Origin of the sequence: Nostoc flagelliforme FACHB-838 (genome assembly GCF_014698065.1) — a bacterium.
Taxonomy (GTDB): domain Bacteria; phylum Cyanobacteriota; class Cyanobacteriia; order Cyanobacteriales; family Nostocaceae; genus Nostoc; species Nostoc flagelliforme_B.
The window spans coordinates 1-16,185 of sequence record NZ_JACJSI010000012.1 but is presented as its reverse complement, the minus strand read 5'-3'; the positions used below and the strand labels follow the sequence as shown (position 1 = coordinate 16,185).

At 41.8% G+C, this 16,185-nt stretch carries 16 protein-coding genes and 2 tRNA genes; 10 read left to right on the top strand and 8 right to left on the bottom strand.

What is annotated here, in order from left to right; translation table 11 throughout:
• Positions 1-507 precede the first annotated feature (507 nt).
• From pdhA to fba, 5 genes are all read left to right on the top strand, one after another.
• Entirely contained in the window at positions 508-1,542 is a 1,035-nt protein-coding gene (pdhA, locus tag H6G97_RS08870) for a pyruvate dehydrogenase (acetyl-transferring) E1 component subunit alpha (protein WP_190940265.1), read from the top strand.
• Between the two features lie 98 nt (positions 1,543-1,640).
• A complete protein-coding gene (locus H6G97_RS08865; protein WP_190940264.1) occupies positions 1,641-2,510 on the top strand; it encodes an aldose epimerase family protein in 870 nt (289 codons plus the stop codon).
• Between the two features lie 61 nt (positions 2,511-2,571).
• Positions 2,572-2,643, top strand: a tRNA-Lys gene (locus tag H6G97_RS08860).
• A 103-nt stretch (positions 2,644-2,746) separates the two neighbouring features.
• Positions 2,747-3,439: a Uma2 family endonuclease gene (locus tag H6G97_RS08855; RefSeq protein WP_190940263.1), complete on the top strand. Its 693-nt coding sequence runs from the start codon at positions 2,747-2,749 to the stop codon at positions 3,437-3,439.
• A gap of 316 nt (positions 3,440-3,755) precedes the next feature.
• Positions 3,756-4,835, top strand: coding sequence for a class II fructose-bisphosphate aldolase (fba, locus tag H6G97_RS08850; RefSeq protein ID WP_190940262.1), 1,080 nt, complete (start codon positions 3,756-3,758; stop codon positions 4,833-4,835).
• Positions 4,836-5,037: 202 nt separating this feature from the next.
• On the opposite strand, the gene H6G97_RS08845 is transcribed toward fba, so the two are convergent.
• A complete protein-coding gene (locus tag H6G97_RS08845) occupies positions 5,038-5,850 on the bottom strand; it encodes a carbon-nitrogen hydrolase family protein (protein ID WP_190940261.1) in 813 nt (270 codons plus the stop codon).
• 210 nt (positions 5,851-6,060) lie between these two features.
• On the opposite strand from H6G97_RS08845, the gene H6G97_RS08840 reads away from it, so the two are divergent.
• On the top strand, positions 6,061-6,654 hold the full coding sequence (locus H6G97_RS08840; protein WP_190940260.1) for a MarC family protein: 594 nt from the start codon (positions 6,061-6,063) through the stop codon (positions 6,652-6,654).
• 148 nt (positions 6,655-6,802) lie between these two features.
• Here H6G97_RS08840 and trxA read toward each other — a convergent pair whose 3' ends face one another.
• The 5 genes from trxA to H6G97_RS08815 form a co-directional block, all read right to left on the bottom strand.
• Positions 6,803-7,126, bottom strand: a complete 324-nt coding sequence (gene trxA, locus H6G97_RS08835; RefSeq protein WP_190940259.1) for a thioredoxin — start codon at positions 7,124-7,126, stop codon at positions 6,803-6,805.
• A 339-nt stretch (positions 7,127-7,465) separates the two neighbouring features.
• A complete protein-coding gene (locus tag H6G97_RS08830; protein WP_190940258.1) occupies positions 7,466-8,629 on the bottom strand; it encodes a GuaB3 family IMP dehydrogenase-related protein in 1,164 nt (387 codons plus the stop codon).
• A 456-nt stretch (positions 8,630-9,085) separates the two neighbouring features.
• Complete coding sequence (locus H6G97_RS08825; RefSeq protein ID WP_190940351.1) at positions 9,086-9,616, bottom strand: YdcF family protein; 531 nt, start codon at positions 9,614-9,616, stop codon at positions 9,086-9,088.
• A 350-nt stretch (positions 9,617-9,966) separates the two neighbouring features.
• Positions 9,967-10,040, bottom strand: a tRNA-Arg gene (locus H6G97_RS08820).
• Positions 10,041-10,073: 33 nt separating this feature from the next.
• A complete protein-coding gene (locus tag H6G97_RS08815) occupies positions 10,074-11,162 on the bottom strand; it encodes a tocopherol cyclase family protein (RefSeq protein ID WP_190940350.1) in 1,089 nt (362 codons plus the stop codon).
• Between the two features lie 31 nt (positions 11,163-11,193).
• Here H6G97_RS08815 and H6G97_RS08810 point away from each other — a divergent pair, with 31 nt between their 5' ends.
• From H6G97_RS08810 to H6G97_RS08800, 4 genes are all read left to right on the top strand, one after another.
• Positions 11,194-11,826 carry a DnaJ domain-containing protein gene (locus H6G97_RS08810; RefSeq protein ID WP_190940257.1) on the top strand — a complete coding sequence of 211 codons (633 nt, stop codon included), beginning with the start codon at positions 11,194-11,196 and terminating at the stop codon, positions 11,824-11,826.
• Positions 11,827-11,893: 67 nt separating this feature from the next.
• Positions 11,894-12,010, top strand: coding sequence for a transposase family protein (locus tag H6G97_RS52300; RefSeq protein ID WP_190940349.1), 117 nt, complete (start codon positions 11,894-11,896; stop codon positions 12,008-12,010).
• A 426-nt stretch (positions 12,011-12,436) separates the two neighbouring features.
• Positions 12,437-12,601 (top strand): hypothetical protein, encoded by a 165-nt coding sequence (locus H6G97_RS55345; RefSeq protein ID WP_338421637.1) that lies wholly within the window; start codon positions 12,437-12,439, stop codon positions 12,599-12,601.
• 558 nt (positions 12,602-13,159) lie between these two features.
• Positions 13,160-15,004, top strand: a complete 1,845-nt coding sequence (locus H6G97_RS08800) for a lipoxygenase family protein (RefSeq protein ID WP_190940256.1) — start codon at positions 13,160-13,162, stop codon at positions 15,002-15,004.
• Between the two features lie 142 nt (positions 15,005-15,146).
• Here the strand turns inward: H6G97_RS08800 and H6G97_RS08795 are convergent, their stop codons facing one another.
• Positions 15,147-15,500, bottom strand: coding sequence for a hypothetical protein (locus tag H6G97_RS08795; protein ID WP_199349316.1), 354 nt, complete (start codon positions 15,498-15,500; stop codon positions 15,147-15,149).
• 395 nt (positions 15,501-15,895) lie between these two features.
• Positions 15,896-16,185: transposase (locus H6G97_RS08790; RefSeq protein ID WP_190940255.1), on the bottom strand; the 290-nt coding region annotated here is incomplete at its 5' end.

Sequence of the window (16,185 nt, the reverse complement as noted above, 5' to 3'; positions counted from 1 at the left end):
CAACTACCGTTTTTAATTACGGCATAATTGTTGTGGTTGGAAAAATCTATTGATGATTTTTTTGGGACTTTCCCACCAGGAAGTAACAAAAATACTACTATTGGGGATTGACCATGATAACTAGAGAAAAAAATCATATCATAATTAACCTTTAATTACAATTACCTATTTAGGTAATATGGATTTTTGCCTCCTTTTTTTTAAATTGTTAATGGATATGCAGAAAGCAATCTATCTTGATTGGTAGTCTATGAAGAGGAATAGTGAGAGAAACACTCAAAACGGCAGATATTGTTGTTAGAGTCAAATCCTCATGGGGCATGGGCTGAAAAGCTAAAAATCAGCAATTAAAAATTCAGCTATTCCCTAAGACCCTTTTTTGGTGCATAAATAAAGTTTGATTGTTGAGTCTTGCAAGCGCTAGCCTGTTAACAAGCTGAGGTGTTATCAGACCAACTTATTTAAGACCGTAACTTTTAACTTGTACAACAGGGATACTCAAAAATAATGGTTCAAGAGCGTACTTTACCCACTTTTAATCCTGCTACTACGCACATTACTAAGGAAGAAGGGTTACGGTTGTATGAGGACATGGTGTTAGGGCGCTTGTTCGAAGACAAGTGCGCTGAAATGTACTACAGAGGCAAAATGTTTGGTTTTGTCCATTTGTACAACGGTCAAGAAGCCGTTTGCAGTGGTGTTGTGCAGTCAATGCGACCGGGTGAAGATTACGTTTGTAGTACTTACCGTGACCACGTTCATGCTCTCAGTGCGGGAGTACCAGCAAGAGAGGTAATGGCAGAATTATTTGGCAAAGCCACAGGTTGCAGCAAAGGGCGCGGTGGTTCCATGCACATGTTTTCTGCTGAACACCGTTTGCTAGGTGGCTACGCTTTTGTGGCTGAGGGAATTCCTGTAGCAGCTGGGGCGGCTTTTCAAAGCAAATACCGCCGAGAAGTGCTGGGAGATAAAAATGCTGACCAAGTGACAGCTTGCTTTTTTGGCGACGGTGCAGCTAACAATGGTCAGTTTTTTGAGACGCTAAATATGGCAGCTTTATGGAAATTGCCAATTCTTTTTGTAGTCGAAAATAATAAGTGGGCCATTGGTATGTCTCACGAACGAGCCACTTCTCAGCCAGAGATTTATAAAAAAGCCAGTGTATTTAACATGGTGGGCGTGGAAGTAGATGGCATGGATGTACTAGCAGTTAGAGCCGTGGCTCAAGAAGCTGTAGCCCGTGCCCGTGCAGGTGAGGGGCCAACATTAATTGAGGCGCTTACTTACCGCTTCCGGGGTCACTCCTTGGCAGATCCTGATGAAATGCGAAGCAAAGCAGAGAAAGAATTTTGGTTTGCCCGTGACCCAATTAAGAAGTTGGCAGCTTATTTGCTGGAGCAAAATCTGGCGGATGAGGGAGAAATCAAAGCAATTGATCGTAAAATTCAGGATGTAATCGACGAAGCGGTTAAATTCGCCGAAAGCAGCCCCGAACCAGACCCTAGCGAGTTATATCGTTTCGTGTTTGCAGAAGACGAGTAAATTTTGGGGAATCGGGCAGGGGGCAGGAGGGAAATAACTAATTTCCAATTGCCCATTCCCAATTCCCAATTCCCAATTCCCAATTAGGACTAAAATTTGTGTTTAGCATTGCAGTTCAACAGCAACAGTACAAGACGTACATTCTTTCTGACGAAGCCGCTGGTTCTCAATTGGAAGTTGTACCAGAACGCGGTGGGATCATCACCCGTTGGCGTATTCAAGGACAAGAAATTTTCTATCTGGATACTGAACGCTTTACTCATCCTGAGTTGAGTGTCAGAGGTGGAAATCCAATTTTGTTTCCTATTTGTGGCAATCTACCAGATAATACGTACACTCATAACGGACAAAAATATACTCTTAAACAACACGGTTTTGCCCGTGAATTGCCCTGGAAAGCAACAGAACAAGAAACTGGAGATAAAGCTAGTCTCACTGTCGTTCTTGATAGCAATGAGCAAACTAAGGCAGTTTATCCTTTTGATTTTCAGTTGGCTTTCACCTACGAACTTCAAGGTAATACTTTAGAAGTCCGCCAGCATTATAAAAACTTGTCATCTACACCAATGCCCTTTTCGGCTGGTTTCCATCCTTACTTTCTGTGTGGTGATAAAACTCAATTAGAACTGGAAATTCCCTCTAAGCAGTATCAAGACAATCAAACTAAAGAAATTCGCTCTTTTGATGGCAATTTTGACTTTAGCCGTGATGAAATTGATTTTGCCTTTGGACAGCTAACGAGTAAATCGGCTAATGCAATAGATCGCAGCCGGAAGTTAAAACTCACCTTGGATTATGATGATTTCTCCACCTACCTGGTATTTTGGACAGTCAAAGGCAAAGAATTCTACTGTCTAGAACCGTGGAGTGCCACCCGTAACTCTCTCAATACTGGTGATAACCTGACTATGTTAGCACCAGGAGCTAGCCATACAGCATCTATAAGGTTGACTGCTAATTTTTTCTAAACCCCTTTACAAATCTATAGATGTATATGCTATGATTGCAAAGTTGCGAAATGCAGCGAAAGGGTCGCTAACTCAACGGTAGAGTACTCGGCTTTTAACCGATTAGTTCCGGGTTCGAATCCCGGGCGACCCATAAAATCAACATAATATTTAGATTAAAAGAAGGCGATCGCAGCATCCAAGAAATTTCTGCAATTCGGTAGGATAGGCATAGACAAATCCCACACACCATTGTCATGGTAAAAACACTTCCACAGCATTGGACAATTCCCCTTCTGGAAAATGGCGACAAACTCAGCCTTTATGAATTTGAGCGTCGCTATAACGCCATGCCTAACTTGAAAAAAGCGGAATTGATTGAGGGAATTGTCTACATCATGCCTGCTGCTTTACGTTTTAGAAGTCACGGTCAACCGCACGGTTGGATTCTTACATGGCTCGGTACTTACGAAGCCGCGACACTTGGTGTAGCTTTGGGAGTAGAACCCACTGTGCGCCTAGACTTAGATAACGAACCCCAACCAGATGCTGTACTTATAATCAACCCAGAAGCGGGTGGTCAAGCAAGGCTGAGTGAAGATGATTATATTGAAGGCGCACCAGAGCTAATTGTCGAAATTGCTGCTAGTAGTGTCGCCATCGACCTCCATGCTAAAAAACAAGCCTATCGTCGCAATGGAGTCAAAGAATATATTGTCTGGCAAGTACTCGATCAGAAATTGACCTGGTTCTATTTGGAACAGGGTGAGTATTTAGAGTTGGCTACTGATAGTAACGGAATTCTGCGAAGTCAAATTTTTCCAGGGTTGTGGTTAGGGGTTGCAGAGTTATTAGCGGGGAATATGCAGTCCGTGTTGACTGTTTTACAAACAGGCTTGCAATCTCCTGAACACGCAGCATTTGTCCAGGGACTAGAGCCTTTTGCCTGATGCGATCGCTTATAGATTTGCCAAAATAGTTAAGAGTGCGATCGCTTTGAGATGGCCATTTTGGATAGTGGGCTACCAGAGATACTAACTGTAGGGTAACTAAATGTACAGCAACACAGAGCAACTATGGGGCATAGTACAGCAGTAGAGAGCAAGTATAGAACACATTTATAATAACGATGGGGTAAACTTTTTCAGCATAGGCACACGACACTAGTTATAATTTCCTATAAGTTGAAAAAACTCTTAAGATTTAGCGTAATAAATACGCTTTTCTCAGACCGACTAGCTGACAACCACATTAGGAGGACTATCTATGGCGCTTGTACCACTGCGGCTGCTTCTGGATCACGCAGCTGAAAACGGTTACGGGATCCCAGCTTTCAACGTTAACAATTTGGAGCAGATTCAGGCGATCCTGAAGGCTGCTGTAGAGACAGATAGCCCCGTAATTTTACAAGCTTCACGCGGCGCTCGTAATTATGCAGGAGAAAACTTTCTACGCCACTTGATTTTGGCAGCTGTAGAAACCTATCCTCACATTCCCATTGTCATGCACCAAGATCATGGTAATGCGCCTGCTACCTGCTACTCAGCAATTAAGAACAACTTCACCAGCGTGATGATGGATGGTTCTTTAGAAGCTGATGCTAAAACTCCCGCTAGCTTCGAGTACAACGTTAATGTTACCCGCGAAGTTGTAAATGTAGCTCATGCTTTGGGTGTCAGCGTTGAAGGTGAACTAGGTTGTTTGGGTTCTCTAGAAACTGGTGCTGGTGAAGCTGAAGATGGTCACGGGTTTGAAGGTACACTTGACCACTCACAACTGCTAACCGACCCCGATGAAGCTGTTGAATTTGTAGAAGCAACCCAAGTAGATGCTTTGGCTGTTGCTATTGGCACAAGCCACGGTGCTTACAAGTTTACCCGCAAGCCGACTGGGGAAATTTTGGCAATCAGCCGCATTGAAGAAATTCACCGCCGTCTGCCTAACACCCACTTAGTAATGCACGGTTCTTCTTCTGTACCAGAAGATTTGCTTGCACTGATTAACCAGTATGGTGGTGCAATTCCTGAAACCTACGGCGTACCTGTAGAAGAAATCCAAAAAGGTATTAAGAGTGGTGTACGTAAAGTAAACATCGACACCGACAACCGTTTGGCTATTACTGCTGCTGTACGCGAAGCTTTGGCTAAAAAACCAGAGGAGTTTGACCCCCGTCACTTCCTCAAGCCTTCCATTACATACATGCAGAAGGTTTGTGCTGAACGCTATCAGCAATTTGGCACAGCTGGCAACGCAAGCAAGATTAAGCAAATTTCTCTGGAAGATTTTGCTGCTAAGTATGCTAAAGGTGAACTCAACGTTGTTACCAAATCAGCTGCTAAAGTTTAATTTTGACAACAAATAAATCGGGGCATAGTTTTGCTATGCTCCTAAAAAACTGAGAATTTTAATGTTGTCAGAAACCGGGTGTTTACCCGGTTTTTTGTTTTATTCATAAAGGCTGGGCATGGGGAATGGGGCATTGAAAAGAGGCAGAGGGGCAGGGTGCGGGGGGCAGAGGGGATAAACTCTTCTCCCTACTCCCCACTCCCTAGAACACGCGATGTTGTAAAGAAGGCATTTGACGGCGAACTTGTTCGAGCCTAGTGGGCTTGATTTCTGCGATCGCAATTCCCGGTTTTTCCCCGGCATCGGCTAAAATTACGCCCCAAGGGTCGATAATAACGGCGTGACCGTGGGTTAGACGGCGACCGTAGTTATTGCCTGTTTGGGCAGGAGCAATGACGTAAGCGGTATTTTCGATGGCTCTGGCTTGTAGTAGTACTTGCCAGTGGTCTTTGCCAGTAAAGGCGGTAAAGGCGGCGGGAATAAAGATAATATCAGCTCCCTTATCTGCCAGATGTCGATACAGTTCAGGGAAGCGGACATCATAACAAATAGAAAGACCTAAATTACCGAGTTTTTCTGAGAAATGGACGGGGGGTAGTTGTGTACCAGCTACAACCGTGCTGGATTCCCGATAGGTGTTGCCGTCGGGGACATCAACATCAAATAGGTGTACTTTGTAGTAACGGGCAAGTTCTTGACCGTTTGGGTCGATAAGTAGAGTGGTGTTATAAACTTTGCCTGTATTGTCTACTGGAACTGGAAAGCTGCCGCCCAAGATCGTAATTTGAAAGCGTTGAGCCATTTTTTTGAGAAATTTTTCACTTTCAAGAGCGATCGCATCACCTTGCGCGAGTTTGTCTTTTTCTTCTCCCATATAGGAAAAGTTTTCTGGCAAACCTACCAATTCAGCACCTTGACGCACGGCAAGCTCTATTAATTCTTCTGCCTGTGCCAAATTTTTCTGTAGATCAGGCACACTGGTCAATTGAATAGCGGCGGCTAAATAAGGCTTCATAGATTCAACAACGAACAGTTGATTGATGGAAAAGAGATTATCAAAATATATCGCTACTTCAACATCTGTGGAACTTAATTAGAAATGCCTCAGCCAAGATTTTCTTTACCAGAGTTGTTTTATTACTGATCTTAATCTTCCTCTGGGTTATAGCAAACTGAGCAAGATAAAGATTAGGTTGTGATCAAACCTTGATAAAAGCTGTCTACTGTGGATATTTCTATTCTCATTCAAACATTTATCGCTGTGTTTGTCTTGGCGGATGCCGTGGGCAATATACCGATTGTTTTAGTTTTGACTAAGGGCATGATGCCAGACCAAAGAAACAAAGTTATAGATAAAGCAATTATCGTTGCGATCGCAGTTCTTTTGCTATTTGCCTTTGCTGGGCAAATAATTTTAAATTACTTGGAAATCAGTATCGGCTCTTTGCGAATAGCAGGAGGACTATTGTTGCTGTTAATAGCTTTGAAAATGTTACAGGGAGAATTAGACCAGCCGATTATTGAGGAAGGACGCGATGTCGCAATTACTCCACTAGCTTTACCACTACTAGCGGGGCCGGGGACTTTGACGACGGTGATGTTGCTGATGTCGAAATCACAGAGTCCGCATATTGCTGTAGCGGTAGGTATTTTAGGGGCAATGTTGATTACTTGGTTGATTTTGCGTTTAGCAAATCTGATTGACCAGTGGATTGGTGCAGAAGGTGGAGTAATTGTGACTCAACTTTTGGGCTTTCTGTTGGCGGCGCTAGCAGTGGAAATTGGTAGTACGGGAATTAGAGAGTTATTTTTGAGCTAGAAAACTCCTAAAAATACTCTAAAACTGTATACAAATGTAAACAAGTTTGAGAGGCGCGAATTTCTCGTTTCTCAAACTTGTTTATAAAAATTAACCTAAGGTTAGAACAACAAGGATAACTCAAGAGGATTTTATTGCCGATTGAGTTTCAAAGATACTTTTCGAGAGTGGAAGCTAATGTACTTTTAGGTACAGCCCCTACGACCATATCTACTTTTTGTCCATCTTTAAAAATCATTAATGTAGGAATACTGCGGATGCCGTACTGACTAGCAACATTAGGATTTTCATCCGTATTGACTTTGACGACCTTAATTTGACCTTTGTACTGTTCGTGGATTTCATCGACAACAGGAGCTACCATACGGCATGGTCCGCACCAGGGTGCCCAAAAGTCAACTAAAACGGGTACATCGCTGTCGAGTACTTCTTGCTTGAAACTAGAATCGGTAACTTGTGCGGCTGTTGACATGCCTAAAACCTTCGCCAATAATATCTGAGCTTGGTGAAAATTCTACCATAGCAAAAACCTTAGCTTGGCAGTGCGAGGGTGTACATTTGCAAAGAAGCTCTAAAATTTATAAATAAACATAAGGAACCGCCCGAACAGTAGTCCGGGCGGAGTGTGGTGTGAGGAGTGAACGGAAACATTCGTCTCCGCTATCTCTATTGTAAGCGAGATATCGGATTTTTCCAGCAATTGTTTAGGGGCCTGGAAAGATTTATTGAAGAATTGGGGATTGGGGAGAATATGGTTCGGATAAGCAGAGGGAGAAGAATTAATAAATAACCCATGCCCCATGCCCCAATTCTATTTCCCCATACCTAATTGTTGAGCTTTTTGGTAAACTTTACCCTCGGTTAATAGCGAAGGCGCAATCACAACTTCCACTTGCTGCATTTCTTTAATATTTTTAGCTCCTAAAGTGCCCATGCTCGTCTTTAAGGCTCCTAAAAGATTGTGAGTGCCATCATCTAGCCCTGCTGGGCCAATAAGTATTTGCTCTAGGCTGCCAGTGGTGGCAACACGAATGCGGGTGCCACGGGGCAAGACAGGGCTGGGAGTCGCCATACCCCAATGATAACCTCGTCCTGGGGCTTCTGCGGCTCTGGCAAAGGGGGAACCAATCATCACACCATCAGCACCACAGGCGATGCATTTACAAATGTCGCCACCAGTGATTAAACCGCCATCAGCAATAATAGGGATATAATTACCAGTTTCCTTGTAGTAATCATCTCGTGCTGCTGCACAATCTGCGATCGCAGTCGCCTGTGGTACACCAACACCTAAGACTCCACGAGAAGTACAAGCAGCACCAGGCCCAATTCCTACTAGTACCCCAGCCGCCCCAGCTTTTAACAAATTCAAAGTAACTTCATAAGTTACGCAATTCCCCAACACCACGGGGATGGGCATGGAACGGCAAAATTCTGCTAAATCAAGTGGTACTAAAGACTCTGGTGACAGATGTGCAGTAGAAACTACCGTAGCCTGCACAAAAAATAAATCTGCTCCAGCTTTTGCCACCGCCTCACCGTATTTACTTGCACCGGCTGGAGTCGCACTCACCGCCGCAATGCCACCTTGTTGTTTAATTTCCTGAATACGTTGTTCAATTAATTCCGGTTTTATTGGTTCGGCATAGAGTTCTTGCATCAGAGCAACAAATTCATCTTTACCCACAGAGGTAATCCGATCTAATATTGGCTCTGGATCAGCATAGCGAGTTTGAATCCCCTCTAAGTTGAGGACACCTAATGCTCCTAACTGTGACAAACGTACAGCCATGCGAACATCTACTACGCCATCCATTGCACTGGCAATTATCGGGATTTCTCGCTCAATATTGCCAATTCGCCATTTAGTATCTGCCAAACTGGGGTCTAGTGTTCTGTTACCGGGGGCTAGAGCAATTTCATCTATTCCGTAAGCTCTGCGAGCTGTTTTTCCCCGCCCAAGTTGAATTTCCACGCTTTAATTTTTCTCAAATCTGTTTAAGCTAGGGTATCAAATTGTGGGAGGACTTGGGGCGTTTTTTTCTGGAACTACAGAGATAGATTTGAGTAGCCCAAGCCGCCGCTCAAGTTTCTGGTAGATGCAAAGTATGTACTAAGGAAACAAATGAGGAAAAGTTGTTAATTGCTTTGAAGTTTAGAGCTACGCACTTCTAGGACGGTTTTGTCTTCATTTCCCTAAGAGCGTCAATTTTTGTTCGTCCCACTAATTCGCAATATTCTTCGGTGTGCCTATTGTTACTGAGTTAATATCAAGATCATTGGCATTAGTTCTCTCAATTTGTCTGTATTGACGAATATGCAAATGCCAATAAATCATACAATATAAAGTTGGAATAATTTGTCTTGTTTCTAATCGATAAACCTTCTGAGTCGAAAGATTTTCAATTTAAAAATCCAAATTGAGTATGATTTACCGCTTATTTTTAGCGGCATCCACACCAGTGTAACCAGTTACTAACCAAATTATGGCTCTAGCTCCATCACGAATAGATTTTTCGATAGATTCAGGCGGTTTTTCTGAAGGGACTGGTATCGGTTTTAAATAAATACCCCGACTACCCAAAATAATTTCGCCGATGACACAAGCCCGGCGCATGTGAAAGTCTGAAGTAATCAAATAAACGCTCTTGATGCCGCGAGCATTCAAATCATCCACCAAGGTGGTAAAATTAGTAACTGTATCTACTGCTTCATAATCCAAGTGTAAACGTTTGGGATCAACACCAGCTTTGGTAAACACTCGTTGGGTGAATGTACGTGGGCTGCCGCCTGTAATCCAAATGGGTATATTTGGATGCTCACGAACGAATTTTGCTGTAAACTTCTCTCGCTCTAAATGTCTCGTTGAACCACCCAACACTACAACTGCTTGCGGCTGTACAAATTGGTTTTGTACTTCTTTGTATCCCCACCAAGTGATTAATGGTAGGACAAAAGCCATAAAACGAAAAGATTTACCTGTAAAGAGTAGCTTATTCAAGGCTCAATAACTTTATTTACTCAGTCCAAAATTTTCTCTAAATTAAAAGAAAAACAACAGTTGATAGTAGATTAGCAAACTCCTCGATAATCTGCCCAAATATAAATTTTCTTGATTTCTGCGCTAAAGCGCGATTGAGCGTGCCTGGAGTTTTTTCCTCTAATTGATGGATTATCCTAACCTGTATCGGACGATTCATCAAAGGGTTCTAGCCACTTTATATAGTGATTCTCGTTTCAATTAGGCACAAACAAGGTAGGTTAGCACATCTGTCCTAACCTACGAATTGCTGTATAACTCTCTTGAGACAACGGGACTGGTGCGATTCGAACGCACGACCTGACGCTTAGGAGGCGTCCGCTCTATCCAACTGAGCTACAACCCCAACTGCGAAGCATATATAATTATAGCAGTAGTTTTACCGAGACTGCCAACAATTATCCCAAGAGCCGCCGCCTACTTCTAAACCACAAAGAAGGCTTTCTGCTTTCAGAATGATTTTAGATTTACTTCCATTTAATTCTCGTAACTCTAAACTTAGCTTTCCTTGCATGGTGTCCCGGCAACAGTATATTAAACCTTCTGCTGTGGGCGCACGTAGAGGTGTACCGGGTAGATGGGTGGTTCCGGTCAATTCTATTTCGTAATTGGAGTTACTAGCTTTCATTTGCCATCTGCCCCAAGGCTGGATTTCCCACTCTACTTGTGAATTCCAGGGAACGAATTCATAAAACTTGCCTTGATGGTGCAAGCCAATCATCGCCACAGATTCCATCCACCACAGCACACCCCGGCGTCCACCGCCAGCAGTTAATGCTAAGTCGGGTTCGCCTTCAAAGCAATTACAATTTATCCAAAACCATTTTTGGGGAAAAGCACCACCCCAATTTTTCTCGCCGTAGGCTGGGGCGTTGGTGAATTCGTAGATTTTGCCATTCCAGTCAATTTTTCCACTGGCGAGACCGTGAGCCATCAAAATTTGCCATCCAGGTTCAAAAATCTGCAAGAATGATAGCCAGCCTGCTGTTGATTGCTGATTGCTATTTTGATTTCCCCAACCGTATACTGGTTGAATTTCATACTGCCAACGGCAATAATTATTGGTGGCGCGATCGCGAATTATTCCCTGATTCAAAGTCGCAGTAGCTTGATATCCTTCTTGAACATGATGCTCAAATTCTTCTGGGAGGAGATATAGCGGAGAAATTTGCAAATTAGTTTTACCCCAATGACCTAAACTCAGGACATCTCGACTACCCCAAAATTTGTTGACATCAGGAAAAGTACGACATAAATATTCATCATCCGGGCCGAGGATTTGTGCTGCACCGCCACTGTGAGGTTTACCGCCGATGGGGTCTTCAATGGAGTACATAAAGGCGAATGTTTGCCCAATTTCCGGTAAGGTGACGCGATAATACCAGCCTTCAAAGAAGCGGCGACTACTGCCATCCCAGTGATAGCCAGAATGGGGTGTTTGGAGAGAATTTAGGGGAATAGTTAACATAGATATAGTTGCCATTTTATCAGTATGCGCGATGTCTGACGACAAGCCACAAAAGGGTCTACGCTTCGATATCAATGATGCTTATGAAATTTTTGGACTTGAACCTGGTGCGTCTCAAGCACAGGTGAAGCGAACTTATCGTCAACTGGTGAAAATTTGGCATCCCGATCGCTTTATTGAACAAAAGCAAAAACAGGAAGCTGAGGAAAAAATTAAATTAATCAACGCAGCTTACAACAAGCTCAAGTCTGAAAGTCCATCTGAGCCTCCTATTCCTAAGAATCCATCTTCATCTTCGCCTAAAAATCCCCCAAAAATATCTGTCAATCGTTGGGATGCAGAAACTTTCTATACTTTAGGGGTAGAGAATGCTACACAAGGAAGATATGAAGATGCGATCGCAGATTTTACCCACGCGATTCGTCTCAATCCTCGCTATATTGACGCATATAAATATCGTGGGCTAGTTTGCTCACAATTGGGATACGAATATAGAGCCGCTTCAGATTTAAATAAAGCTGCACAAATAGAAGAAGAATTAAGAAATCCGGGGAGTACGCGTAGATCGCGATCGCCTAGATATGTATCAAAACCTAGACCTCTGGTAGAAAGATTTTGTCAGAGGATAAAAAGTTTCCTGCGGCTAAATCGGCGTTGGAGATAAGAAGCAAATACCTTAATAGGCTTTAAATAGCAATACAATACCTGGAGTTATATAGGAATCGAATTTAATTTTTGAAAAAATAGTATTATGCTTATTTTACCTCAGACAAATGCCATCACTTGAAATTTTAGGAATGCTGTTTGGTATTTCCAAAACCGAAGCAAATGATAATTTTCATTATTAGAGGAAAATTATCCGGGATATATTGTCGGCTAGCTTACTCGAACAAGTCTCAAAAAAAGATAGCGCTTTGAAAATTTTTCAAGAGATTTTAACCAAATTTCAGCTACTAGTTGATAGCGTATAACAGCCTGTAAATAGACCATCACAGCCAGAAGATCAAAAAAAATACTATTCAGGAATATTAGACAACATACTAGAAAAACTCAGTTTCTTGGTCTTCCAGAAGCTCAAGATATTGTCGATGTATAAGTAGGCTTACCTGTACTAACTGCGGACATAAATTTATTTCGTAATCAATAAAATTTCACATTAAACAAGTATTTGGAGGCGACAAGGGATATCAAGGCGGTAAAAATATAAAGACTCTTTACAAAAAAAAAGAAACCAGGAATTAAGTTATGCACAAAAACAATAAAACAAAGTATTTTTGAGTAATCGGATATATATTGAGCATCTCATAAGATTGGTGAAAATTTTTCAAATAGTATCACACAGATTTCGACTAAAAAGCGATGTTTACAATGATATAGTTCTCACGGTTTGTGGATTAGTAAGGTTGAGAATTGGTAGTCTGATTTTAGGAGTTACTTAAATTAGACAATAATAGCGATCGCCTATAATTATAAAACTGTATTTTGCTTGTTTAAACTATCAGTAACGATATCAAACCCTAATTATTATGTTGACAGATAATCTGCAAGGGTTGGTCTCAAAGCCTTGTGTGTACTTGTTTTCAAGTTTTAGGACAGGTCTAGGGCAAACGCATCTAAATTACTCTTGATCACAACGAAGGTTAAGAACCAACGAAAAAATCCTTCCTTTCGTGCTTGATTATTTTTTAAGCCCTAAAGCGATGCCTGCGGCGGGCTACGCCAACGCCTAAAATTTTCGCAATAAGCAAAAGTTAATGACATTAATTTTAGCTCTATTGAGAATAGACTTTGTTTATTAACATGACGCGGCCGCCCTGCTACTAGATAAACTGTTAAACCAAGGTGAGTTACTGATTAAGTGGCATCGAAAAATCAAAAATAAAGGCAATATCAACTATGTTGCAGCTTAAAGATAAGTATCATGTTTAACACAAAAAACGACAGACACCGTATGATTTTTATTGGTGAAAAGTATGGTTTTTGTGGAGGATAATGTAATGGGCTTACCAACTCGACAGCAACGACACCAACAATTAATAGAGCAATACGTCCTATCGCGCCGTACTATGCTAGCTCTATTAGGTTTAGCCTGTACCCCTGGCTTGGAAAACTTAGTCAAAGGCGATACTCCCTCTTCAAAGCCAAGTCCTCCTGCCAATCCGCAGATCCCAACTTTACCGCAACATGAAGCACTGATAAGCCAGCAAGAGCGTCAGCAGCAGCTAGAACAAACACGTCAACAATATCAGGTCGGATTGCGGCTACCGACTGCTGTTCGTGTGGCAACTTTACCTGCTCAAGAGGTTTTTTCTGAAGGGTATAACAATAATCGTGCAACTTTGTCAGAAAAAATAGCAGCAAATCAACAAGCATTTTTGCAGAATCCGCAGTCATTTCTCAAGTTGGAAGACTACGCAGCAGTTTTTCCGGTTTTACCTTTACCAGATGTTGCTAAGACCTTCCGAAGCGATGCCACATTCGCACAACATCGGCTTTCCGGCCCCAACCCAATGGAATTAACCAATGTGTTGGCACTGAATTACAGTCTGACTCAAAAACTCTCAATAACGGATGAGATTTTTCAAACTGTGCTCAGAAGGGTATATAGAAGAGGGTACGTTAGAGAAACTCTCAAAAGTGCCATTAAAAATGGAAATCTTTTTGTCACCGATTATGCGTTACTTGATAACGATACCGTTACCCCCAAACAGAATAAATTTCTCGCTGCCCCAATCGCACTCTATTATACTGATAGGAGTCGCAAGGATTCGTGCTTAATCCCTATTGCCATCCAACTAGGACAAATTCCCGGAACAAGTCTGCTTTTGACACCAATGGATGGAGTGGACTGGACTTTGGCGAAACTGATCGCTCAGATGGCTGATTTTTATGTCCATCAGTTAGTACGTCACTTGGGGCAGACCCATCTTGTTTTAGAACCCATTGCACTAGCTACTGTTCGTGAACTAGCATCTCGTCATCCCGTGAATGTGCTACTAAAACCCCACTTTGAGTTCACAATGGCAATCAATGCTGTTGCTGATCAGGTACTGATCAATCCTGGAGGATTAGTAGATATCATTTTAGGAGGCACTCTTGAAAGCTCGCGCAACCTTGCAAATCAAGGTGTTAGTCAAGTTTTTAATAACTTTAGTAATTTTGCTCTTCCGACTAATTTACGCCAGCGAGGTGTTGATGACCGTTCTGTACTGAGAGATTTTCCCTATCGTGATGACGGGTTGTTAATTTGGAAAGCCTTAGAAGAATATGTTAGTCAATATGTGGGAATTTACTACAAATCCAACCGAGATATCCGTGAGGATTTTGAACTTCAAAATTGGATACAAGCTTTACAAAGACCCATTAGTGAGCAGGGTTTTGGTGTAGCTTCTCTGCCACCCCGTCTTACCAACCGTGACCAATTGATTGATTTACTGACACAAATCATTTTTACTGCTGGACCACAACACTCAGCTATTGCCTGGATTCAATACCAATACATGGCTTTTATTCCTAATATGCCAGGAGCTATCTACCAGCCTATTCCAACTATCAAAGGAATCATCCGGGACGAGAATAGCCTCACTAGTTTCCTACCTGGCATTGAGGCAACGTTTGCTCAGGTTAACGTCATGGCAGTAATTGGCACCAAGCAAGATCCCAAGGCATTTACAGATTTCGGTGTGAATAGTTTTCAAGACTTTCGAGCTATTGGTGTTCTAAGAGGCTTACAAGACCGTCTCAAAGGTTTAGAAAAACTCATCGAACAACGCAATAAAGGTCGAAAAGAATGTTACCCCGGTTTTCTACCTTCCCGGATGGCTAACAGTACAAGTGGATAAGCTTCTTATGGGCTATCAAAATAGCCAATGATTCTTGCTTGACTATTAACTGTTAACTATGGTATAGCTTGCGCTCCGAAGAGTCAGGGTTGCCATTCTGCTTGATTGGCTGATAATTCATAATCAGTTTGGATAATAATTTTTAAAAGTCATTATCCGCAAAGGGAACTATGGATGGTAAAAACCTTTTCAGGGATGGGTAAAATTCTAACCTCGCTGTATAATCATCTGTTTGAGATACTGATAGTTCAATTGTTTGCTGATTTTTTTCATCAAAAAGTAACTGGATTTGATAGTTTGTCCAGAATTGGTCACCTAGTTCATCTTCTAAATCGAAAAGCCGTTGTTCATCCCCCCATATATTCGACCAAAGGACTATCTTGTTAGCCCGAAAATGATTTTGACCTGTTGTGTCTGCAATGACAAAATATGCTTCGACATTTAAATCAAATCCCAAGTCATTGACCTCTACCTCTGCTATTTGACAGTTAACCACTATTAACCCTCTTTTGTTACTTTAGGGAAAGAAAAATAGAGAGAAGATCAACTAGCAAGCTTTCCGCTTCTTGGATCTGATGTGGATCTTTTTCAATATTTTTCAGAGATTTTTTGAATTGCTTGTAAGCACTATGTTGTTGAGGTATATATAGCGCCTATATAGCCCCCAAAAGGATTTTTTGAAATCTTTTTTATCAACGCAGCAGAAATTAAATTAGATCATCGTTGACTCTTTGATTTATACATCATCGCCCAGAGGGAGTACCACCGCGCCCTCATTAGTGCTTATAACTGGGAACTGATTCCTAACACTTCTTTGCTAGTTTGCGAACTGTGTAAGTGTATTACACAAGTATCAGATTTAGATTGGATTGCTGCTAAGCTGTTCCACATTTAGTTTGCAATAGCAGCATTACCTTTATTTTTAATTTTTCTTCCCCCTCTAATTATTAACTCTCCCTGATTTAACAACCTATTTAATAAGTTTTTCAGTTCCTCTACTGATTTAAATAGGCGATGAGATATGTATTCTTTCGCCGAATGCCATACAAGTTCGGCTAAATTCAAATCTGGGCTATACTCAGGCAGAAAATATAGTTGAATATTTGGTAAGTTTTTTTCAATCTCTGCCAATATAGTTTTCTTTTTATGGTAACTAGCGTTATCTAGAATTATCAAGATTT